This window comes from Okeania sp. SIO3I5 (assembly GCF_010672085.1).
In the GTDB taxonomy this organism is placed as follows: Bacteria; Cyanobacteriota; Cyanobacteriia; order Cyanobacteriales; family Microcoleaceae; genus Trichodesmium.
The window spans coordinates 1-21,342 of record NZ_JAAHHT010000112.1 but is presented as its reverse complement, the minus strand read 5'-3'; the positions used below and the strand labels follow the sequence as shown (position 1 = coordinate 21,342).

At 39.8% G+C, this 21,342-nt stretch carries 14 protein-coding genes; 8 read left to right on the top strand and 6 right to left on the bottom strand.

Features of this window, described 5'->3' with window-relative positions:
* Nucleotides 1–410 precede the first annotated feature (410 nt).
* The 4 genes from F6K40_RS22685 to F6K40_RS22670 form a co-directional block, all read right to left on the bottom strand.
* Nucleotides 411–749: a XisI protein gene (locus tag F6K40_RS22685; protein WP_293139369.1), complete on the bottom strand. Its 339-nt coding sequence runs from the start codon at nt 747–749 to the stop codon at nt 411–413.
* The gene (locus F6K40_RS22680; RefSeq protein ID WP_293139368.1) at nt 737–1,156 is read right to left on the bottom strand and encodes a XisH family protein; all 420 of its coding nucleotides are present in this window, start codon (nt 1,154–1,156) and stop codon (nt 737–739) included. The genes F6K40_RS22685 and F6K40_RS22680 overlap by 13 nt, the downstream gene beginning before the upstream one ends.
* Nucleotides 1,157–1,323: 167 nt before the next feature.
* Entirely contained in the window at nt 1,324–2,124 is an 801-nt protein-coding gene (locus F6K40_RS22675) for an O-linked N-acetylglucosamine transferase, SPINDLY family protein (RefSeq protein WP_293139367.1), read from the bottom strand.
* On the bottom strand, nt 2,073–2,975 hold the full coding sequence (locus F6K40_RS22670) for a TIGR03032 family protein (RefSeq protein ID WP_293139366.1): 903 nt from the start codon (nt 2,973–2,975) through the stop codon (nt 2,073–2,075). Before F6K40_RS22670 ends, F6K40_RS22675 begins: the two co-directional genes overlap by 52 nt.
* Before the next feature lie 206 nt (nt 2,976–3,181).
* On the opposite strand from F6K40_RS22670, the gene F6K40_RS22665 reads away from it, so the two are divergent.
* From F6K40_RS22665 to F6K40_RS22645, 5 genes are all read left to right on the top strand, one after another.
* On the top strand, nt 3,182–8,890 hold the full coding sequence (locus F6K40_RS22665; protein ID WP_293139365.1) for a CHAT domain-containing protein: 5,709 nt from the start codon (nt 3,182–3,184) through the stop codon (nt 8,888–8,890).
* A 479-nt stretch (nt 8,891–9,369) separates the two neighbouring features.
* Nucleotides 9,370–11,115, top strand: coding sequence for a diflavin flavoprotein (locus F6K40_RS22660; RefSeq protein WP_293139364.1), 1,746 nt, complete (start codon nt 9,370–9,372; stop codon nt 11,113–11,115).
* Nucleotides 11,116–11,856: 741 nt separating this feature from the next.
* Nucleotides 11,857–13,581 carry a diflavin flavoprotein gene (locus tag F6K40_RS22655; protein WP_293139363.1) on the top strand — a complete coding sequence of 575 codons (1,725 nt, stop codon included), beginning with the start codon at nt 11,857–11,859 and terminating at the stop codon, nt 13,579–13,581.
* Between the two features lie 80 nt (nt 13,582–13,661).
* On the top strand, nt 13,662–13,862 hold the full coding sequence (locus F6K40_RS22650) for a hypothetical protein (protein ID WP_293139362.1): 201 nt from the start codon (nt 13,662–13,664) through the stop codon (nt 13,860–13,862).
* A gap of 271 nt (nt 13,863–14,133) precedes the next feature.
* Nucleotides 14,134–15,189 (top strand): glucokinase, encoded by a 1,056-nt coding sequence (locus tag F6K40_RS22645; RefSeq protein WP_293139361.1) that lies wholly within the window; start codon nt 14,134–14,136, stop codon nt 15,187–15,189.
* Nucleotides 15,190–15,529: 340 nt separating this feature from the next.
* Here the strand turns inward: F6K40_RS22645 and F6K40_RS22640 are convergent, their stop codons facing one another.
* Nucleotides 15,530–16,204: an SDR family oxidoreductase gene (locus F6K40_RS22640; protein WP_293139360.1), complete on the bottom strand. Its 675-nt coding sequence runs from the start codon at nt 16,202–16,204 to the stop codon at nt 15,530–15,532.
* Between the two features lie 437 nt (nt 16,205–16,641).
* Between F6K40_RS22640 and F6K40_RS22635 the strand changes: the two genes are divergently transcribed.
* Nucleotides 16,642–17,715, top strand: a complete 1,074-nt coding sequence (locus F6K40_RS22635; protein ID WP_293139359.1) for an RNA-guided endonuclease InsQ/TnpB family protein — start codon at nt 16,642–16,644, stop codon at nt 17,713–17,715.
* A gap of 97 nt (nt 17,716–17,812) precedes the next feature.
* Nucleotides 17,813–19,303, top strand: a complete 1,491-nt coding sequence (locus F6K40_RS22630) for a GMC family oxidoreductase (protein ID WP_293139358.1) — start codon at nt 17,813–17,815, stop codon at nt 19,301–19,303.
* Nucleotides 19,304–19,491: 188 nt separating this feature from the next.
* Here the strand turns inward: F6K40_RS22630 and F6K40_RS22625 are convergent, their stop codons facing one another.
* On the bottom strand, nt 19,492–19,956 hold the full coding sequence (locus F6K40_RS22625; RefSeq protein WP_293139357.1) for a hypothetical protein: 465 nt from the start codon (nt 19,954–19,956) through the stop codon (nt 19,492–19,494).
* 1,207 nt (nt 19,957–21,163) lie between these two features.
* On the opposite strand from F6K40_RS22625, the gene F6K40_RS22620 reads away from it, so the two are divergent.
* Nucleotides 21,164–21,340, top strand: a complete 177-nt coding sequence (locus F6K40_RS22620) for a hypothetical protein (RefSeq protein WP_293139356.1) — start codon at nt 21,164–21,166, stop codon at nt 21,338–21,340.
* Nucleotides 21,341–21,342: the final 2 nt, after the last annotated feature.

The window sequence follows — 21,342 nt, the reverse complement described above, 5'->3', positions numbered from 1 at the left end:
AGAAGAATTTTAATTATTCAAGCAATAAATAATTATTTCCCCCATAGCAATCTTAACAAGATGACCATTTTTTGAATTCAAAATTCAAAATTCAAAGTTCAAAATTCTTAGCTCTAACCTAATTGAATAATTGTTTAATTCAGGACACAAGTCTCCTTTAATAATGAATAATTAATAATTAAATAATTCTTGCATTACTAATTTTGAATTATTAATTAGGGTCTGTCATCAATTATAAATTAGAGGTTAAACGCTTTGTCCGTCAATGTTTTTAGCGTCTGGAGTATTTCAAGAAGAAAAGCCCAAAACTCTTCCTACATATCCCTTTCAGATTTAATTGATGACACGCTCTAATAATTTTGAATTGTTTTGACTTTGGTCTTAGATATTGCTTCTCTTTTTTAACGGTTTTAATTTACAGCATAATTTGTGTATTTTCTAATAAATGGAGGATGAAATCCAATGACAATATTATCTTGAGGAATACCTCTACTAACTAAAATTTCACCAATTTCATCTTCTGTACCATTCCATTGAAGCCAAACCCGCTCGTCCTTAATATCTAAATATATAATCGGTCCAAAAATCCGGTTTTGATTATCCCAACCCATATAGAGTAACTGATAGCGATCTTGTTCAATATCGAAAATTGTTTGAGCTTCAACTCCATCTTTTGCTGCATTACGTCTAGTAGCATATTCTGTCAGTAACTGTTGAATAATTTGCCGATATTTTTCTACATTAGCCATTTGATAATTTCCTCATTTTTTATATCATAAACTAAGAGATTAATTTGACTTCTATAAATTATAGATTGAATAAATGGGCGTTGGAAAAAAATATTGTAAGTGTTGAGTGGTACAGCTAAATATAAAACTCGCTCAGATTCTAATTTTTCTAAAGCATAACGATAATTAATGTATTGTCCAATTGCTGTATGAAATTCAGAAATAGTAGATGTGCCTAGAAAACTTTTGATTTCAACAGCTATTTTTTGTAGGTCTTTTTCAGCTGCCAGAATTTTATCTGCCCCTAAATCTACATACATATCAATATTACCCTCTATTTTCAGGTGTAAAGGGTCATGAGTAATTTGCCAATTATCTTTTTGTAAAGCTGTCTTTACAACATTATGAAATAAGTCTTTTGCTGACATTTTTTAATTTGATATAGCCTTTTTAAAGTTACTAAGGTATACTTATTTTTCTGTCTTATTTGGTATTCCCACTAGATATCTCCAAAAATAAAAAATGAAATCAATTCAAGATATGAAATCAACAATTTCATTCCCTATTCCCTATTCCCTATTCACGCTTCGCGTTATTAACGATTCCAAATTTCTTCCAATGCCACTTCCAAACTGGCCACAAAATCAGGTAGATTAAACAAAGGACTATTTCGGAGTTTTAACTTCTCTCGCAACGGTAGTAACTCTTCTGGATGAGTACCCATAAATACGGCTTTCTGTTCATATTCCTCGAGACTATGACAAATCATTTCCTCTATTCCAGCACTCGCACAAATACTCGCCCCCATCCGAGATGCATTAGTAGAACCTGGTTTTGTCAAGACTGGCAAACCTGCATATAAAGCACAGACAGTAGTAGAACCGCCATTATAAATCAGGGTATCTAAAGCTAAGTTGGCCAAAGAGAACCGAGCTAGATATTCCGGGTGTGGAATTTTTTGAGCAAAAATTAGTCTTTCGGGTTTTACACCTCTATTCTTGGCACTCTGGCGTAAATTTTCCATGGCTTCTTCTACTGTAAAAGATAACAATAAAACGCTGCCTTCTACCTGTTGTAATATTCGCATCCAGATATCAAATAATTCAGGAGTAATTTTATAATGGCGATTAAAACAGGCAAAAATAAAACCCTCTTCTGGTAAGTCAAAATAAGCTCGACTAAAATGCTTTTGAGAAATATCCATGGGCGAACAAAGAAATTGATGGGGTAAATAGATAATTTTCTCACTGTAATGCTCGGCTAATTCTGGAGGTACTACCCATTTATCTGTTAATAAATATTGGATAAAATCTCCCCCCATTGTATTAGGATAGCCAAGAAATGTTACTTGGACTGGCGCTGGTTTATAAGCAAATAACGAACATCTGTTTTCCAATTTTTAAACCTTTCTACCACTAACAAATCTGAGGAATAATCAACCCTTAATTTCGATAAACCCACCACAGCAAAATCACCAATAAAATTTAAACTTCTGCCATAACCAGGACAAAAAGTTACAGGTAAAAATTTGCCATTTTCAATGTAACCAAAATCCCCTGTTCCTGAGTTCAACAACCACAATTTCCCCCTATACCATCGTGGTGAATGTGGCACTGATAACCCCTCAACAATAATTTCATTAGTCTGAATATTAATAACAACACCTCCATTACTCCTCAGACTCTGCCAACCACACGCAACATCAGAACAACTAATAGCGGTAACGTAGCGCGGTTGCCCTTCTACTGTAGCGAGGCCATTAAGATGACATCGGTCTTCAGGGGCGAGTTGAGAAATAAAGGGCGGTTTCCAGAGGGGAGTAAAGCTGTGTTTAGGGTGAAGAGTTGCTAGACAACTATATTGAGTATTGATAAAAATTATATCGCCCTTGTTATCTTCTACTAAGTCCTGGACGTTTAACTCTCCAGTAGTATATGCCATACGAGGAATATAAAAGCGATCGTATTTGTCTTCTAAAAGTTCCTCATTTTCGAGTACATTTTCCAACCGCCAAATTTGGTATTGAGTTGAAAGGTATAGGCGATCGCTCTTGGCATAAAGTTTTCTGGGGCGATCGAACTCCCAAACAGGAACGGACACTTGGCCGTCAGGTTTGACTCCAATTAAGCAGAGGCAATTTGTCTGAGAGGTAAATGCTAAACTTATTTGATATCTGTTTAACCATTCTAGGAAGTGAGGGGAGTAAGTAATTGTTAGGGTTTTGGTGATGGGAGGTAATTTTTTCATTACTAAAAATTTATTTATTAAAATATAGAAATATAAGTAGTCGTGCAAAATAAATTTCCTAGTTGAGAGAGAAAAAAGGAAACAGGGAAAAGAGAGTCAATAGGATATGTAATTAATTTTGCTGATGAACTTATAATTATTTGTTTGAGCTGAAAGTTGATTTTTTACTTTGTCATACTTAGCTACAAAAGGGCGAATACTTTTTTATGAAACCAACTAAATTAAAATTTTATACCATAACAACTCTGACTATAATTTTAGGCAAATTAACTACAACACTACCCTCCTACTCTCAACCCATAACCCCTGCCAGTGATGGCACAGGAACAACAGTAAATCAAAACGGCAACCAATTCAATATCCAAGGCGGAACTCAAAGTGGCTCTAACTTATTCCACAGTTTCGAGCAATTTAACCTTGACACCAACCAAACCGCTAATTTCCTAACCACCCCAGACACCCAGAATATTCTCGGCAGAATCACAGGAGGCAATGCCTCAATTATTAACGGCCTCATCCAAATTATCGGCGGTAACTCCAACCTTTTTCTAATGAACCCCGCAGGCATAATGTTTGGTGCTAACGCCAGCCTTAATATACCCGCCTCATTCAGCGTTACCACTGCCACCGGTATTGGCTTTAACAACAATAATTTCTGGTTTAAAGCTATGGAAACCAACGACTACTCAAATTTAGTTGGAAACCCCAGTGGTTATAGATTTAATGTATCTAACCCAGGCGCTATAGTGAATCAAGGAAATCTCAGTTTAAACCCCGGAGAAAATCTGACTTTATTAGGTGGCACAGTCATCAACACAGGAAAACTCTCCACTCCAGGCGGTAACATCACCATCGCAGCAGTAGAAAGCAGTAGTACCGTGAGAATATCTCAACCAGGAAATTTATTAAGTTTGGAAGTTAACCCAAACAAAGCAAATGAGCAAGATATTTCTCAGCTCGATCCTCTATTTTTACCAGAATTATTAACAGGTGGAAACAACAAACACGCCACATCCATAAAAGTTAATGCTGATGGTAATTTAGTTTTGACAGATAATGCAACAATTGCCAATACTTCAGGAGAAACTATTGTTTCAGGAAATATAGATGTATCAACTTCCGATCATGTTGGAGGACAAGTTAATATATTTGGCGATCGCGTAACTCTCATAAATACCAATATTAACGCCGATGGTTTAAATGGTGGGGGAACAGTATTAATTGGAGGCGACTTTCAAAGCAATGGTATAGTTCCTAATTCTCAGCAAACTTTTGTTAATCAAAACTCATTTATTTCTACTGATGCTATTACAAATGGTGATGGAGGTAAAGTCATTATTTGGTCAGATGGAATTACTAATTTTGACGGAAATATTAGTGCCAAAGGAGGAGAAAATTCTGGTGATGGAGGCTTTGTTGAAGTATCAGGAAAACAAGAATTAAATTTTAACGGTCAGGTTAATGTTAATGCTGAATTTGGCAATACAGGAACAATATTATTAGACCCAGAAAATATTATTTTAGGAGGTGCAGAAAGTAATACTTCCCTAGAAAATTTAGAAGGAAATATTGTTCTCGAAGCGGATAACGATATAACAATTAATGAAAATATAGAAAGAGATTCATCTGTACAATTACAAGCCGGACGCAGCATTAATATTAATGCTGATATTAATACATCAAGTGGCAATGGAAATATCAACATATTTGGTAATAACGAGCAAATAAATTCTGCTAACCGGAATGATGGAGCAGCATCAATAAATCAATTAGATGGAACAACATTAAACGCTGGAAGTGCGGATATTAATATTCAGTTAGGAAATTCAGGAGAAGTCGGCGATATAAATCTGGCAAACTTAACAACAACAGGGGAAGTTTTAGTAAATGCAAATGGAGGAAATATTGCCAGAGTTTCTGAGAATTCATTGATAACTGCGGGTAACGGTTTATTTCTAACTTCTGACAGTGGAGGCATAGGTTTAATTGATGCACCATTGCAATTAAATGTGGTTTCTTTAGAATCAGTTGCCGGGAATAGTGGAGCATTTTTTCAGTCCTTGGCAGACGTGAACGTTGGTGGAGTCAATGAAAATGTCAATGGTATTTCCACTATTGCTGGAGGAGATATTGTTCTCAGGAGCGAAGGAAATGTGACTGTAACTGAAGATATTTTTACTGATATTTCTGGTAGTGAGCTAGGAGGAGATATAAATATTACAACCCAAAACCTTTCTGTTAGCAATGGCGCTCAAATATCTGCGAGTACCTTTGGCGATGGCGATGCAGGGAGAGTCGATATTGCAGTCGAGGATACTGTAATATTTGATGGAGTATCTTCAGATGGTTTTGCTAGTGGGGTAATTAGTGGTGTGGGAGAAGGAGCAACAGGAAATACAGGTGGTGTAAACATTACCACTGGTGCTTTGGAAGTTACTAATGGCGCTCAAATATCTGTGATTAACCTTGGCAATGGGGATGCAGGGGGAGTTGAGATTACAGCAAATAGTGTAGTGTTTGATGGAGGCACTGCAAATAGTGTCAGTGGAGCATTTAGCAGAGTGGGAGCGGGAGCAACAGGGAATGCGGGTGGTGTGAATATTAACAGTAGCGATTCTCTGGAAGTCATTAATGGCGCTCAAATATCTTCCAGTACCTTTGGGCAAGGAAATGTAGAGGGAGTAGAAATTGTAGCTGAGAATAATGTAGTGTTTGCTGGGGTATCTCCAGACGGGTTCTCTAGTGCAGCAATTAGCAGAGTGGAATCAGGTGCAGAAGGGAATTCGGGTGGTGTGAGGATTACCACCAGTTCTCTGGAAGTTATTAATGGCGCTCAAATATCTTCCAATACCCTTGGGCAAGGAAATGCTGGCAATATCTATATTGATACAGACTCTCAATTAAGAATCAATGACAACAGCGAAATCTCAGCTTTCACAGAAAGTACAGCAGACGGTGGCAATATCATCATCACTTCTCCAGAAACCATTAATTTGCAAGGTAACGGAGAAATTAAAGTTGGCAGCAGTGGCGCAGGCAACCCAGGCAATATCATAACAACATTAGAACCAGAACCAGAACCAGAACCAGAACCAGAACCAGAACCAGAACCAACACCGGAACCAGAACCAGAACCAGAACCAGAACCAGAACCAGAACCAGAACCAGAACCAACACCGGAACCAACACCGGAACCAACACCGGAACCAGAACCAGAACCAACACCGGAACCAACACCGGAACCAGAACCAGAACCAACACCGGAACCAACACCGGAACCAGAACCAACACCCGAACCAGCACCAGCACCAGCACCAGTTCCATCTCCAACACCAGCACCAGCACCAACACCATCTCCAACACCAGTTCCATCTCCAACACCAGCACCATCTCCAACACCAGCACCAACACCAGCACCAACACCATCTCCAACACCAGTTCCATCTCCAACACCAGCACCATCTCCAACACCAGCACCAGCACCAGCACCAGTTCCATCTCCAACACCAGCACCAACACCAACACCATCTCCAACAGCAGTTCCATCTCAAACACCAACTCAAATACCAGCTCAAATACCAGCTCAAATACCAGCACCAACACCATCTCAAACACCAGCTCAAATACCAACTCAAATACCAACACCAACTCAAATACCAACACCAGCTCAAATACCAACTCAAATACCAACTCAAACACCAGCTCAAATACCAACTCAAATACCAACTCAAACACCAGCTCAAATACCAACTCAAATACCAACACCAACTCAAATACCAACACCAGCTCAAATACCAACTCAAATACCAACTCAAATACCAACTCAAACTCAAACACCAACTCAAACACCAACTCAAATACCAACTCAAATACCAACTCAAACTCAAACACTAACTCAAACACCAACTCAAATACCAGCTCAAATACCAGCTCAAATACCAGCTCAAATACCAGCTCAAACTCAAATACCAGCTCAAACTCAAATACCAGCTCAAATACCAGCTCAAACTCAAACACCAACTCAAATACCAACACCAGTTCCATCTCAAACACCATCTCAAACACCAGCTCAAATACCAACTCAAACACCAGCTCAAACTCAAACACCAACTCAAATACCAACTCAAACACCAGCTCAAACACCAGCTCAAATACCAACTCAAATACCAACTCAAACACCAGCTCAAATACCAACTCAAATACCAACTCAAACTCAAACTCAAATACCAGCTCAAACTCAAATACCAGCTCAAACTCAAATACCAGCTCAAATACCAACTCAAATACCAACTCAAACTCAAATACCAACTCAAACACCAACTCAAACTCAAATACCAACTCAAACACCAACTCAAACTCAAATACCAACTCAAACACCAGCTCAAACTCAAATACCAACTCAAACACCAGCTCAAATACCAACTCAAATACCAACTCAAACAGCAACACCAGCTCAAACAGCAACACCAGCTCAAACACCATCTCAAACACTAACACCAACACCGGAGCTGAATTTCCCGATCCCTCCTAATTTAATTATAGAAACTGTTACCCCTAGTAATAATAACCAAACTGAAAACACCACTAGCGCTAAAGATCAAACACAAGACTCTATCAATATTACAACTGATACACAAACAATATTAACAACAATTGATAATGTTAATAACAATACCCTAACAATAGTCACAGATTCAAATCCAGTAGCAACAAACATTTTAGAAATAAACCGGAATAACGAATATTCAAATTACCTTGAAGAAGATTTGAGTGCAGAATTGCTCAATAAAAAAAACGTCCGAGAAATATTAAAGGATATGGAAGAGCAAACCGGAACAGAATCTGCCGTTATTTATGTTTACACTTACCCAGAACAATTACAATTAATATTATACACCAAAAATCGTCAGCCAATTATTAAAATTATTCCCCAAGTCAGCGAAAAACAACTTAGGGAGGTTGTGTTAAGATTCCGCATAGAAATTACAAATCCTGCTCGTCGTTCTACTAATAGCTATCTGCCAGCAGCACAACAATTATATGATTGGCTCATCGCACCTATATCAGCAGAATTAGAAGCAGCAAACATTAAGACTCTACTATTTAGCATGGATGAAGGTTTAAGGACTTTACCCGTAGCAGCATTACATGATGGCAAACAATTCCTAGTCGAAAAATATAGCCTCAGTTTAATTCCCAGTGTCAGTTTAATGGATACTCGATACCGCAGAGTTCAAAATACTCAGGTATTAGCAATGGGAGCAAGTGAATTTATTGAGGAAAACTCTTTACCAGCAGTACCCGTGGAATTAGAAACCATTTCCCAACAATTGTGGCGGGGTAGTCAATTTATCAATGAAGATTTTACCCGGAATAACCTATTAGCTCAACGGCAAAATTATCCCTATCCTATTATTCATCTAGCCACTCATGCAGAATTTTTACCTGGTAGAGCTAGTAATTCTTATATTCAACTGTGGGGTTCGGAACAAATAAAGTTAAACCAAATTAGAGAGTTAGGTTGGAGTGAACCTGCGGTTGAATTGTTAGTATTGTCAGCTTGTCGTACTGCTATAGGAGACAGAAATGCTGAATTAGGGTTTGCCGGGTTAGCGATCGCAGCAGGAGTTAAGTCAGTATTGGCTAGTATTTGGTATGTGAGTGATGAAGGTACATTGGGGTTAATGACGAAGTTTTATACTCATTTGGATAATGTTAATATTAAAGCAGAGGCGTTAAGACAGGCGCAGTTAGCTATGTTGCGAGGGGAGGTAGCTATTGTAGATGGGGAGTTAAGGATAAGTAAAGGGTGGAAGTTCCTGGCGTTACCACCCACATTAGGGAAATTTGGAAGTCAAAATTTTTCTCACCCTTATTATTGGGCAGGGTTTACTATGATTGGTAGTCCTTGGTAAATAGGATCTGCTGAATAAATTGGTTGCTCGGGGTTTGACACGGGGACGCGGAGACGCAGGGACGCGGAGACGCGGGGAGATGGAAGTGTTATCAAAAACCGGGTTGATGCCAGACAAATATCAGCAACCGTAGGGCATTTCATATCAACCCGGTTTCTCTGCTTTCCGACACTACTGGTTTTTTTATTATTCGGAGATGATATAAGTCCTCATAACTTACGCAGCTGAACCCAGAAACCGGGTTTTTAGGATAAATTGTTGTTTTTAACAATAGATATTGACGAAAAAACCCGGTTTCTTTGCGTAAGTCCTAGTCCTGAATTATTAACGGCATTGTCACAAAGACATGATATAATATTATGCTTAGATAAATTTTTCCATCAAAAACTGATATAGAACTTTGTGTGAGTTCTGTTATAGTTAGATTGTGTAAAAATTTTCAAAAGCAAATAACAATAATCATTTTAGAGAGGTCTCTGATGGTAGCAATAACAGACCAAGTAGAAATAACAAACCCAAAAAAAAATAGACTCACAATAGAGACAAATAAAATTGCTCCTGATACAATGGCCATTCGGTGCCTTGATTGGGACCGCGACCGCTTTGATATAGAATTTGGCCTACAGAATGGTACCACATATAACTCCTTTATCATTCGGGGAGAAAAAAATGCCCTGGTGGATACATCCCATGAAAAATTTCGCCAGTTGTACCTAGATATCCTGTGGGGTCTGATCAAACCTACTGAGATAGATTACCTAGTTATTAGTCATACCGAACCAGATCATAGTGGTTTAGCCAAAGACATTATCGAACTCGCTCCCCAAGTTACAGTAGTTGGGGCAAAAGTAGCAATTCAATTTTTAGAAAATTTAACTCATATACCATTTAATAAGCAAATTGTCAAAAATGGAAACGAATTAGATTTAGGTAATGGTCACGTTTTAGAATTTGTTTCTGCTCCAAATCTGCATTGGCCTGATACAATTTTTAGCTACGATCGCAAAACCCAAACCCTATTTACCTGTGATGCTTTTGGGATGCACTATTGCTCGGACAAAACTTATGATGAAAACCTCAGTGAGATAGAAGCAGATTATCAGTTCTATTATGAATGTCTGATGGCCCCCAATGCTCGCTCTGTCTTAAACGCCATGAAACGTATGAAGGCACTGGGAGAAATCAATACCATTGCCACAGGTCACGGTCCTCTACTACGTCATAATTTAGTAGAACTAACAAACCGTTATGAAGAGTGGAGTAAAGCAAAAGACAAAGCAGAGACAACAGTAGCAGTATTCTATACCTCTGATTATGGTTATAGCGATCGCCTTTCCCAAGCGATCGCCCATGGGATAACCAAAACAGGGGTTGCAGTAGAAATGATGGACTTGAAATCTGCCGATCCTCAAGAGACAAGGGAACTGGTGGAGATGGCAAAAGGAATTATCATTGGAGCGCCACCCAGCACAGGTCCGATCGGTAGCACTGCCGATGTAGCTATTAGCACTATTTTAGCAGCAGCGAATAAAAAGCAAGCATTTGGTTTGTTTGAATCATATGGTGGGGATGACCGCTCAATTTATCCTCTTGCCAATCAGTTTAAAGAATTAGGTCTCAAGCAAGCATTCCCTAATATTACAATCAAAGAAACGCCCTCAGAATTAACTTACAAATTATGTGAGGAAGCGGGGACAGACGCAGGGCAACTTTTAACTCTTAAGGAAACTATCAAGCAAATGAAATCTCTCGATAGTAACCTAGATAAAGCTTTAGGTCGTCTGAGTGGGGGTTTATATATTATTACTGCTATTAAAGGTGAAGTTAGTAGTGCAATGTTAGCTTCTTGGGTAGTACAAGCTAGTTTCCAACCTTTAGGAATTTCGATCGCAGTAGCAAAAGACCGAGCTATTGAGGCGCTAATGCAAGTAGGCGATCGCTTTGTCTTAAATATATTGCGGCAAGATAACTATCAAGGTTTGATGCGACATTTTCTGAAGCGCTTCCCACCCGGTGCAGACCGTTTTGCCGGAGTGAATACTCAAACCGCTAATAATGGTAGTCCGATTTTAAGTGATGCTCTCGCTTATTTAGAGTGTGAAGTAGCAAGTCGGATGGAGGCAAGCGATCATTGGGTTATTTATGCAACAATTGATAATGGGCGAGTTAGCGATCTAGATGCTTTGACTGCGGTACACCATAGAAAGGTGGGTAATCATTATTGACAGGACTTACGCAGAACCACCATCTCTTGGTGCGCGTTCCCTCTCTTGGTCAGCATTCCCTCACAGGAGTGCGCATTCCCTCTCTTGGTCGGCGTTCCCTTGCGCCTGTCGGCGACGCGGGGTCGCACCGCTTGCGCCTATCGGCGGCGCGGGGTCGCACCGCTTGCGCCTATCGGCGGCGCGGGGTCTGACCGCTTGCGACTTGCCTCTTGCAGAGGAGCTACGCTTTTCATGTCGCGCAGCGTTAGCGGAGCTTTGCGTCAGCAAAACGTCGTCGCGGAGTCGCACCGCTATCTAGTAGTGGCGAGTCGCGATCTAGTAGGGGCGCTTCGCGTTTGCGCAGCATTCCGCAGGAAAGCGCCCCTACAGATGGTGGCCCCTACAGATGGTGTCTGATTTGATATGGGTGCGTAAGTCCTGAGAATTTTAGAATCAGGAGTCAGGAGACGTAGGGGCGAACGGCCGTTCGCCCCTAGTTGAGACAGAATTTTAGAAGAAAATCATAGCTGCCGTAATTGAGTAATCAATCAAGCAAGTATTTATGCTTAATTATTTACTCGGAATTTGATCAACGAAAAAAGTAATTGAGATGATTTGCATAGTATAAATACTTACCCAACCACGGATCTTTATGCTACTTTCTCCTGCTTTCTGCCTTATTTAAAAGTAATTGCAACTATCATAATATAATCATAAATACGGTTTGCTTATTTTATATCAATTTAACTCATTAACTAAACTATGCTACAAACCACCAAAAAAAAAGATGTTCAAGTTGTAATAATTGGTCAAGATACAAAAGTGCTACGGTCTCGCACTTGGGATAGACTAAAATTTGAAGTGGAATATTCCCTCCAAAAAGGCACTACTGCCAACTCCTATCTCATCCAAGCAGAAAAAACTGCAGTTATCGATCCCCCTGGGGAATCTTTTACGACAAATTATTTAGAATCATTACAACTACGCTTAGATTGGCATCGCCTTGATTATGTGATTCTGGGTCACTTTAATGCTAATCGTGGGGCAACCCTAAAAGCATTGTTAGCTGTAGCACCTCAAGTTACTTTTGTCTGCTCAAACCCTGCTGCTTTAAACCTCAAAGAATATTTCAAAGACGAAGAGTTGAAAATTAAGGTAGTTAAAGCAGAGGATACTCTTGACTTAGGTGGTGGCCATGAATTGGAGTTTATCACTACTCCAACTCCTAAATGGCCAGATGGTCTGATGACTTATGATCCCCAAACTCAAATTCTGTTTACTGATAAATTTTTCGGCGCTCATGTCTGCGGAGAACAAGTTGCTGATGAAGGATGGAGTGTCTATAGTGAGGATAGACGTTTTTATTATGATTGTCTCCATGCTGCTCAGGTAAAACAAGTCTTTTCTAGTCTAGAAAAAATTTCTGAGTTAACGGCAAAATTCTATGCTCCTGCTCACGGACCGATGGTACGCTATGGAATGAAAGAATTAATCAGTCTGTATCGGAAGTGGAGTCAGGAACAAAGTTTACGAGATTTGAATGTAGCCTTGCTTTATGCGTCAGCTTATGGTAATACAGCTACTGTTGCTCAGGCGATCGCTAGAGGTATAACTAAAGCAGGGGTAGCTGTAGAATCAATTAACTGTGAGGCTGCTACATCTAATGAAATTAAGGATGTAATAGAAAAATGTCATGGGTTTATTATTGGTTCTCCTACTCTCGGGGGTCATGCACCAACTCAGATTCAAACAGCTTTGGGTATTGTATTGAATACAGCTTCTAAAGACAAATTGGCAGGGGTCTTTGGTTCCTTTGGTTGGAGTGGTGAAGCAATAGATTTTTTGGAAAGTAGGTTAAAGGATGCGGGTTATAAGTTTGGTTTTGAACCTATTAGAGTTAAGTTTAAGCCAGATGATGTAACGATCCAAACTTGTAAGGAAACTGGTATTGATTTTGCTCAAGCTTTGATTAAATCCCAAAAACGTCGCGCTCCTAGAGCTGCGAGGGGTGGTTCGGGAAGCGATCGCACGGCTCAAGCTGTGGGACGGGTTGTGGGTTCTCTATGTGTGATGTCTGCTAAACGTGGGGATGTGACCAGTGCTATGTTAGCTTCTTGGGTATCTCAGGCAACTTTTAATCCTCCGGGGGTTACTGTTGCTATTGCTAAAGATAGGGCGTTGGAGTCTTTGACTCATACGGGGGATAAATTTGTTTTGAACATATTAGCTGAGGAAAGGAAGGATTTACAAAAGCATTTTCTCAAGTCTTTTGCCCCCGGAGAAGACCGTTTTGTTAAAGTTGAGACAAAGGAAGCTAATAATGGTTGTCCAATTTTAACCGATGCTCTGGCTTATTTGGAATGTAAAGTGGCAAACCGGATGGAATGTGGGGACCATTGGTTAGTTTATGCTGTGGTAGAGAATGGTCAAGTATTGAATGATGGAGTGACTGCTGTTCACTTCCGCAAAACAGGGAGTTATTATTAGGAATAGGGAATAGGGAGTGTGGGAGGTGTGGGAAGTGTGGGAAGTGTGGGGAGAGGGGGAGGTGTGGGAAGTGTGGGGAGGTGTGGGAGGTGTGGGGAGAGGGGGAGGTGTGGGAAGTGTGGGGAGGTGTGGGAAGTGTGGGGAGAGGGGGAAGTGTGGGAGGTGTGGGAAGTTGGGTTTTTTCATTCTCCACCCCAAAATTTGGGGTTGGGAATCTAACAGATCAAGGTTTTATAGCTAAGAAAGAATTGGTTAGGACAACTACTGATGATGAATCTTAGACTAGGAAATGTTTTTCCAACTGTTCCCTGTTATAGCATTTCTTGGTTGAAGAAAGTGCCAGCTTTTCGGTAGAAAAAGCTTAAAAAGCTAGTATTTTGGGCTGACTATGACAGAAAAATCAAGGAACAGTTTTTCCAACTACCTCCTCTATAATTCCTATTTCTCCTGACTCCTGACTCCTGACTCCTACCTTTATCAAAATACTTTTACAGATAACTGAACAGGATATGATAATAAAAACTAAACAGTTACTCAGGAGGATATAAATTTATGACATTATTAGTAGCAGGTGACATTGGCGGTACGAAAACTATACTACAATTAGTAGAGGCTAACCGAGAAGAATCAAAAGGTTCTGTAGAATTGCGCAACCTCCATGAAAATCGTTACTCTAGTCACGATTTTCCAGATTTAGTACCTATTGTCAAAAAATTCCTGGAGGAAGCTAGTGAGAAATTAGGGGAAAAACAAGAACCAGAAAAAGCTTGTTTTGCCATTGCGGGGCCGGTTGTTAACAACACAGTTAAATTGACTAATTTGCCTTGGATGCTGGATGCCAAAAAGATGGAAAATGAGTTGGGCATATCTCAAATTAGTTTGATTAACGATTTTGAAGCAGTCGGGTATGGAATTTTGGGTTTAAATGATAACGATCTGGATACTTTACAAGCAGGCGAACCTAGAAGTGATGCTCCAATAGCTGTTATTGGTGCCGGTACGGGATTAGGACAATGTTTTTTGATTCGGGCAGCAGGCACAATTAAAGTTTATCCTACAGAGGGAGGCCATGGTGATTTTGCGCCACGCTCGGAGTTAGAATTTGAACTATCAAAATATTTGTTGGCAAAGCATAATATAAACCGAGTCTCTGTAGAAAGGGTAGTCTCGGGCATGGGAATTGTGGCAATTTATCAATTTTTACGCGATCGCGAATCTGCTATAGAATCTCCAGAAATAGGAGATGTAGTCAGACAGTGGGAAAAGGAAGTAGGTGCAAGTGAAATTACTGTAGATCCAGGAGCGGTTATTGGTAAAGCTGCTTTAGAAAAGAGCGATCGCCTCTGCGAGCAAACTTTAAAGATGTTTGTGGAAGCTTATGGGGTTGAAGCAGGAAATTTGGCATTGAAACTTTTACCTTATGGGGGTGTGTATATAGCAGGGGGTATTGCTGGTAAAATTTTGCCACTTCTGAAATCAGGTAGTTTTATGGAAGCTTTTAAGAATAAAGGGCGGATGACACCCTTATTAGAGAAGGTGCCGGTTCATATTATTTTAAATCCTCAAGTGGGATTAATTGGTGCAGCAATTCGTGCTTCTAATTTATAGGAAGTAATTTCAGTTATCAGTTATCAGTTATCAGTTATCAGGTGTAAGGGAGTGTGGGAGGTGTGGGAGGTGTGGGAAGTGTGGGAGGTGTGGGAGGTGTGGGAGGTGTGGGAGGTGTGGGGAGGGTGGGGGAGATTGAAGTAAAGTTATAAACATAGGACTTACGCATGAACGCTATTAGTAGGGTGTGTTTCCGCTAAGAGCGGACATGAAAAGCGCTAGCGTAACGCACCAATAATCTATATATAGTGCCTTTGCGTAAGTCCTGATCAATTATTTCCATAAACTATCAATTACTCCCCTCTATTCCCTATTCCTTGTTCCCTGTTCCCTAGCCGCGCTACAATACAAATTCTTTCAATTCTAACTCACCATAAATCATGTTGCGATCCATAGCTGATAAAACTTGATTTTTAGCAGTTTCGGAAGTTAAACATTTACAAGCTAACTGAGCTACATCTGCTCGATGAATAGTTCCGGCAATTTTATAATCTTGAGTCAAAACGCCATTACCTGTAGCTGGTTCTGACTTTAAACCACCCGGACGAATAACAGTATAAGTTAGTCCGCTGTTAATCAAATGTTGTTCTGCTTTTTCCTTTTCTAGCAAAACGGGACCGAGTGTTTCTAATGCTTGAGGAGGCAGAGCGACTGCGCTTTCTCCACTACCGATAGAGGAAATGAGAATAAATTGTTGTACCTGAGCTTTGAGAGCAATATCAATCAGATTTTTATTACCCAAATAATCAGCACGTTCCCCATCTTTGGGCAAACCGCCAATAGTGCTGATGACTGTCGTGATGTTTCGATCGCCTAACATTGCAGTTTTCACAGATGGTACGTCTAAAGCATCACCCATGACAACTTGAATACCCATTGCTTCTAATTCTTGTTGGGTATCAGAGGAACGTAATAATGCTATAACTTGATAATTTTCTGCTATTAGGCATTTAGCAATTTCTCGCCCTACCCCTCGACTTGCACCAGCTAAAAAAATGTAAGATTCAGATGTCATACTTGTGATAATTTTCTAATTTTGGCATTCAAAGATTATAGTATACCAATGGCTTTGTTGTAATAGCCATAGAAAATCCGTTCCGCTTTTCGGTTGCCAGATCCGACATGAAAAGTGAACCTAGTGGCAGCTATATCACCCTATTTCTATTATTTATTCTATTGGCCAATAGTTAAATCGCTCAAAGCCTTTGCAGATATAAGTTTCAGCCTTTTTTTTATTAATCTTTGATGTTTGATTTATTTATTGGACAATAGTTGTAGAAGTATGAAGTACATAAGCTTTAGCTTGTGCGGTAGCCATAAGCTTTCATACAACAAAGCCTATAAAAATTACTACTCGGAGAGTATTGACTTAATCAAAAAATAACGATATGATACGTTACAAAGAACACTATTAGACAGAATGTGTTTGCTGCGCATATAAAACACACATACATGAAATCCATCAGAACCAAACTGAAACTGAATAACAAACAAAAAACTTTGATGGCTCAACACGCTGGCTATTCACGCTGGTGTTATAATTGGGGTTTAAGTTTATGGAATGCTGCTTATACAGATGGTTACAAACCAAATGCCCGTAAACTTAGAGAGGTTTTTACCAATCACGCAAAACCACTTTATCCTTGGATGAAAAATTTGTCGTCTAGAGTTTATCAATACGCTTTCCGAAACTTAGGTGAAGCATTTAAGAGGTTCTTTAAAGGATTAGGAAAACACCCAAGGTTTAAGAAGAAAGGTAAACATAATTCATTCACAATAGATAATTGTGGAAAACCAATAGAACTAAATGGATGGAATCATAAATTACCTTTTATTGGTTGGGTACAAACTTATGAACCAATTGAAGCAAGAACTAAAAAAAGTAGACAGGCAGGTGATTGGTACTTAAGTTTGAGTTATGAATTTACTCCAACTTCAACTCCAAAAACTACTGAAGTTGTAGGTGTTGATTTAGGTGTCAAAACCTTGGCAACGTTAAGTACGGGAGTTGTTTTCTCTGGTGCTAAATCTTACAAGAAGTTTGAAAATAAGCTTTCTAGATTGCAATACCTTAATCGCAATAAAATTATTGGTTCAGCTAACTGGCAAAAAGCACAACTGAAAATAGCTAGGCTACATAGACGAATAGCTAACATTCGCAAAGACACACTTCATAAATTAACAACACATTTAGCCAAGAACCACGGCAGTGTTGTTATTGAAGACCTTAATGTGTCCGGAATGTTAGCCAACCATAAACTAGCTAAGTCTATAGCTGACCAAGGATTTTATGAATTTAGGCGACAGCTTGAATACAAAACTCAGTGGTACGGCTCTGAGCTAGTAGTTGTTGATAGATTTTTCCCATCATCAAAGACTTGCTCTAACTGTGGTCATGTCCAAGATATGCCCTTGCATCTGAGAACTTATGATTGCCCAGAATGTGGGTTGTCAATAGATAGAGATTTAAACGCCAGTATAAATTTGAGAGATGCGGTCGGCTCGGTCGTGAATGCCTGTGGATGAGTAACCGCCGACGGCCTCAGTGGAAGCAGGAAGTAAACCTTAAATTGTCACATTATGTGACGCTTTGTATCAGTTTTATAGAGCAGCAGTATTCAAGATGATAGAAGTTAATTCCATGTATGACTATATTATTATTGGAGCAGGTTCTGCTGGAAGCATAGTGGCCTCAAAGCTTGCTGATTCTGACTCAAATGTGAGTATTCTTCTCATCGAAGCTGGGGGTACGCCACCAAATCCCATCGAGATGTTTACTCCTAGTTGTTGGTTTGAAGTCTTACAAGAATATCCAGAAATTGATTGGGGTTATGAGTCACAACCGCAGCCAAATTTGAATAATCGTGTCATCAAGCTATCTCAGGCAAAAGTTCTAGGTGGATCTGCACTACATAATGCTACAGTCTATGTTAGAGGTGGTCAGTCTGACTTTAATGATTGGGGTAATTTAGCACAAGGTTGGTCATGGAGTGATGTACAAGCATACTTTGAAAGTGTAGAGAGTACCATGAAAGTTTTAGTGGGTCAGACAGACAATTTTATCAATGATTTATTTGCTGCTGCTAAAGAGTATGGCTTACCTGAAAACCCCAATTACAATACAAGTGAGAGTCAATATGGATACGCTCCATTTCAATTCAACAACAATATTACAACAGATTACCAACTTTGCCGTGAAACCACCTATACCACTTTTTGGCCTGAGAAATATCCAAATGTAACTTTACTAACCAGAGCACTTGTAACCAAAATTCTATTCCATGGTACTCAAGCAGTCGGTGTTGAATATATTCAGGGTAACAAGAAATATTCTGTATCTGTGGCAAACGAGATTATCCTGAGTGCTGGTGCGATTGCAACTCCAAAAATTTTGATGCTTTCAGGTATTGGTGACGAAGATGAGTTAGCAAAAATTGATATTGAAACACTTTTCAATGTGAAAGAGGTAGGAAAGAATTTGTATGACGACCTTTTTGTTAGCGTTGGATTTTCTATTCCGGATCACAAATCGGTTCCAATATATCCCTATAGTCTAGCTCCTGCTGTCATTTTTGGTTCTACGAAAGGTAACGATTCAATCGTTGATATCGAATGTTCTGTGGGAGTCGGAACACTTAAAGGTTTCCCTGGTCCAAGAAATTCCTTTTGGTTGTGGCCAAATGTCATGCACTTGCAGAGTAAGGGAACTGTTAGTCTACGCTCAAATTCTCCTGATGATCATCCTTTAATTAACCCAGGTTATTTGAATCAAACAGAAGATATTGAGTCATGTAAAGCAGCGCTTCAATTAGGTATTGAAATTGGCAATAAACCAAGCTTGAGTCAATGGAGAAAAGAACAAATTTCTCCCCAACCAGGGACAAATTTAGAAGATTACATAAGAGACACAGCTAATACAACATACCACTACTGCGGAACTTGCAGGATGGGGTCTGATTCTAATTCTGTGGTTGATACAGAACTTAAAGTTCGTGGTACATCAGGACTGCGTGTTATAGACGCTTCTGTGTTCCCAAAACCAATAACCGCTAACACTGCAGCTGCAACCATGATGATTGCTTACAAGGGTGCAGATATTATTCGATCATGTTAGATACTGATAAATTGGAGGAAGCATTATTTTCTGATCAACAGGACTCAGGCCATGTGAACCCAGAAACCCGGTTTCTCGTAGACATCTATTGCTCAAAACAAGGATTTATCGTAGAAACCGGGTTTGGCGTGCGTAAGTCCTAATCAAAAACCGGAGCACACTCACTCCGGTTTCAGCAAATCATTCGGTTACTTTTTTATGACTCCCTGAATCTGGGAATAGTCCTGAACCTTAGATATAATCATTGTTCCGACATCCCCGTAGCATTCGGAGGTATTAGTGTCAAAGTTATACACCGCACTGATGGCATTCCTGCTTCTATTTATTGCTCCCCAAAGTTTAGTCAATGGAGTTTGAGTATCATCATATAACTGCAAAGCAATAAAGTTGTCATATTTGCCGAAGAGTTGGCCTTTAAAAAAGCGTTCGGGAGAACATTTTGTGTTACCTAATATTGATGTGCCAGAAAGTGCTAGACCTTCTTGAGTCACTGTCATCTCAAGGGTACCGTTATATTTCGGTGCATTAAGACTCGTCCAAGTTCCTAACCATTCACCAGTTAGATCGCCAGTTTCCGCTTGTGCTGGGTTAACATTAGCGGAAAATAGAAGTACAGAAACAATCAATACTATGACTGTACGTATCACTATCATCAATTTACTCATTACTATTTCCTTGACATACTTCCGACGTTGCCCTTGCGGGAAAAAGCGGGATTCCTCAGCCTGGGAAACCCTGGCCGCTGCGCATGACAGAGGTGATATCCTCCCCCTGTGTTCGTTGATTTTAGACCAACCATGGGTATGGTAATAAAATACCTCCTGCTTGTCAATGGGAGCGGAACATTTTATTTGTGGAAATATCTGACCTCTGGCCTTTGCTTTCATCCCGACGTTGCCCTCCCCCCTTGGAAAGGGGGGTTAGGGGGGATAGACAACGCTGTACTTCCGGCCAGGGAAGTTAAAAGTAAAGTCTTCTGTAGGTGCATACATACATATAGTAAATATGCTACCTATCCAATCATAATTATACAAGAATAGGACTCACAGTTAAATGAGAAGTTTTTTATAATTAATAACAATGGCTTAAATCCTTACTGTGTAGGTTTTTTAGATTTAATTAGCAAGCCCTAACCTAATATTAGATCATGTCCGGTAGGATCGGTATTGTAAAAAGGTAAGAATTCAGAATTTAGAATTTAGAATTTAGAATTCAGAAATTTGCTTATGTATTGCTTTAGTATTCTTGGAATTATATCATGTTCGGATAATCAGTTATAAATAAAATTTGAGCTGCTGAGAGTAGGGAAAAGATATTATACTTCTACTTTTCTCCTGACTCCTTTCTCCAGAAATTCTGACTCCTGACTCCTTTCTCCAGAAATTCTGAGGACCTACGGACGTTGCTTGAACATTAATGCGTTACATGTCGCGCAGCGATACGTCCCTACCTCCTGACTCCTTGATAATTATTTATAAGTATTCAACCGAACATGATATTACAGCGGTTTTCATATGAATAAACCACAATGATACTAACTCCTAATTCCGTGCCTCCTGACTCCTAACTCCTAATATCATGTCCGGTTGAACAGTTATAAATAACGACACGACTGAGGAGTCAGGAGTCAGGAGGAAAGAAACAAGAAAGAGGAAGAAGAGGAGAAGAAGGAGAAAGTTTTTTGATCACTAATTAGGGTGCTGAAAAAGTCTTATGGGTAAGGTTAGGAGTCAGGAGTGTAGGGGCGATTTCCTGCGGAATGCTACTAATTACGCGAATCGTCCCTACAGCAGGAATGGGGAATGAGCGAGGAGGCAGGAGGAAGAATTATAGAACCCATTTGGGATCTATTATTGGGAAGTGTGGGAAGTGTGGGAGGTGTGGGAGGTGTGGGAGGTGTGGGAGGTGTGGGAGGTGTGGGAGGTGTGGGAGGTGTGGGAGGGGTGGGAGGGGTGGGAGGGGTGGGAGGGGTGGGAGGGGTGGGAGGTGTGGGAGGTGTGGGAAGTGGAAGTTGTTGATATTGCAGGTGCGGGGTGAGA

What these genes read in the sequence shown, in the direction of transcription:
- F6K40_RS22685 (WP_293139369.1), bottom strand. Translation starts at nt 749, where the DNA reads ATGGCTAATGTAGAAAAATATCGGCAAATTATTCAACAGTTACTGACA.
- F6K40_RS22680 (WP_293139368.1), bottom strand. Translation starts at nt 1,156, where the DNA reads ATGTCAGCAAAAGACTTATTTCATAATGTTGTAAAGACAGCTTTACAA.
- F6K40_RS22670 (WP_293139366.1), bottom strand. Translation starts at nt 2,975, where the DNA reads ATGAAAAAATTACCTCCCATCACCAAAACCCTAACAATTACTTACTCC.
- F6K40_RS22665 (WP_293139365.1), top strand. Translation starts at nt 3,182, where the DNA reads ATGAAACCAACTAAATTAAAATTTTATACCATAACAACTCTGACTATA.
- F6K40_RS22660 (WP_293139364.1), top strand. Translation starts at nt 9,370, where the DNA reads ATGGTAGCAATAACAGACCAAGTAGAAATAACAAACCCAAAAAAAAAT.
- F6K40_RS22655 (WP_293139363.1), top strand. Translation starts at nt 11,857, where the DNA reads ATGCTACAAACCACCAAAAAAAAAGATGTTCAAGTTGTAATAATTGGT.
- F6K40_RS22645 (WP_293139361.1), top strand. Translation starts at nt 14,134, where the DNA reads ATGACATTATTAGTAGCAGGTGACATTGGCGGTACGAAAACTATACTA.
- F6K40_RS22640 (WP_293139360.1), bottom strand. Translation starts at nt 16,204, where the DNA reads ATGACATCTGAATCTTACATTTTTTTAGCTGGTGCAAGTCGAGGGGTA.
- F6K40_RS22635 (WP_293139359.1), top strand. Translation starts at nt 16,642, where the DNA reads ATGAAATCCATCAGAACCAAACTGAAACTGAATAACAAACAAAAAACT.
- F6K40_RS22630 (WP_293139358.1), top strand. Translation starts at nt 17,813, where the DNA reads ATGATAGAAGTTAATTCCATGTATGACTATATTATTATTGGAGCAGGT.
- F6K40_RS22625 (WP_293139357.1), bottom strand. Translation starts at nt 19,956, where the DNA reads ATGATAGTGATACGTACAGTCATAGTATTGATTGTTTCTGTACTTCTA.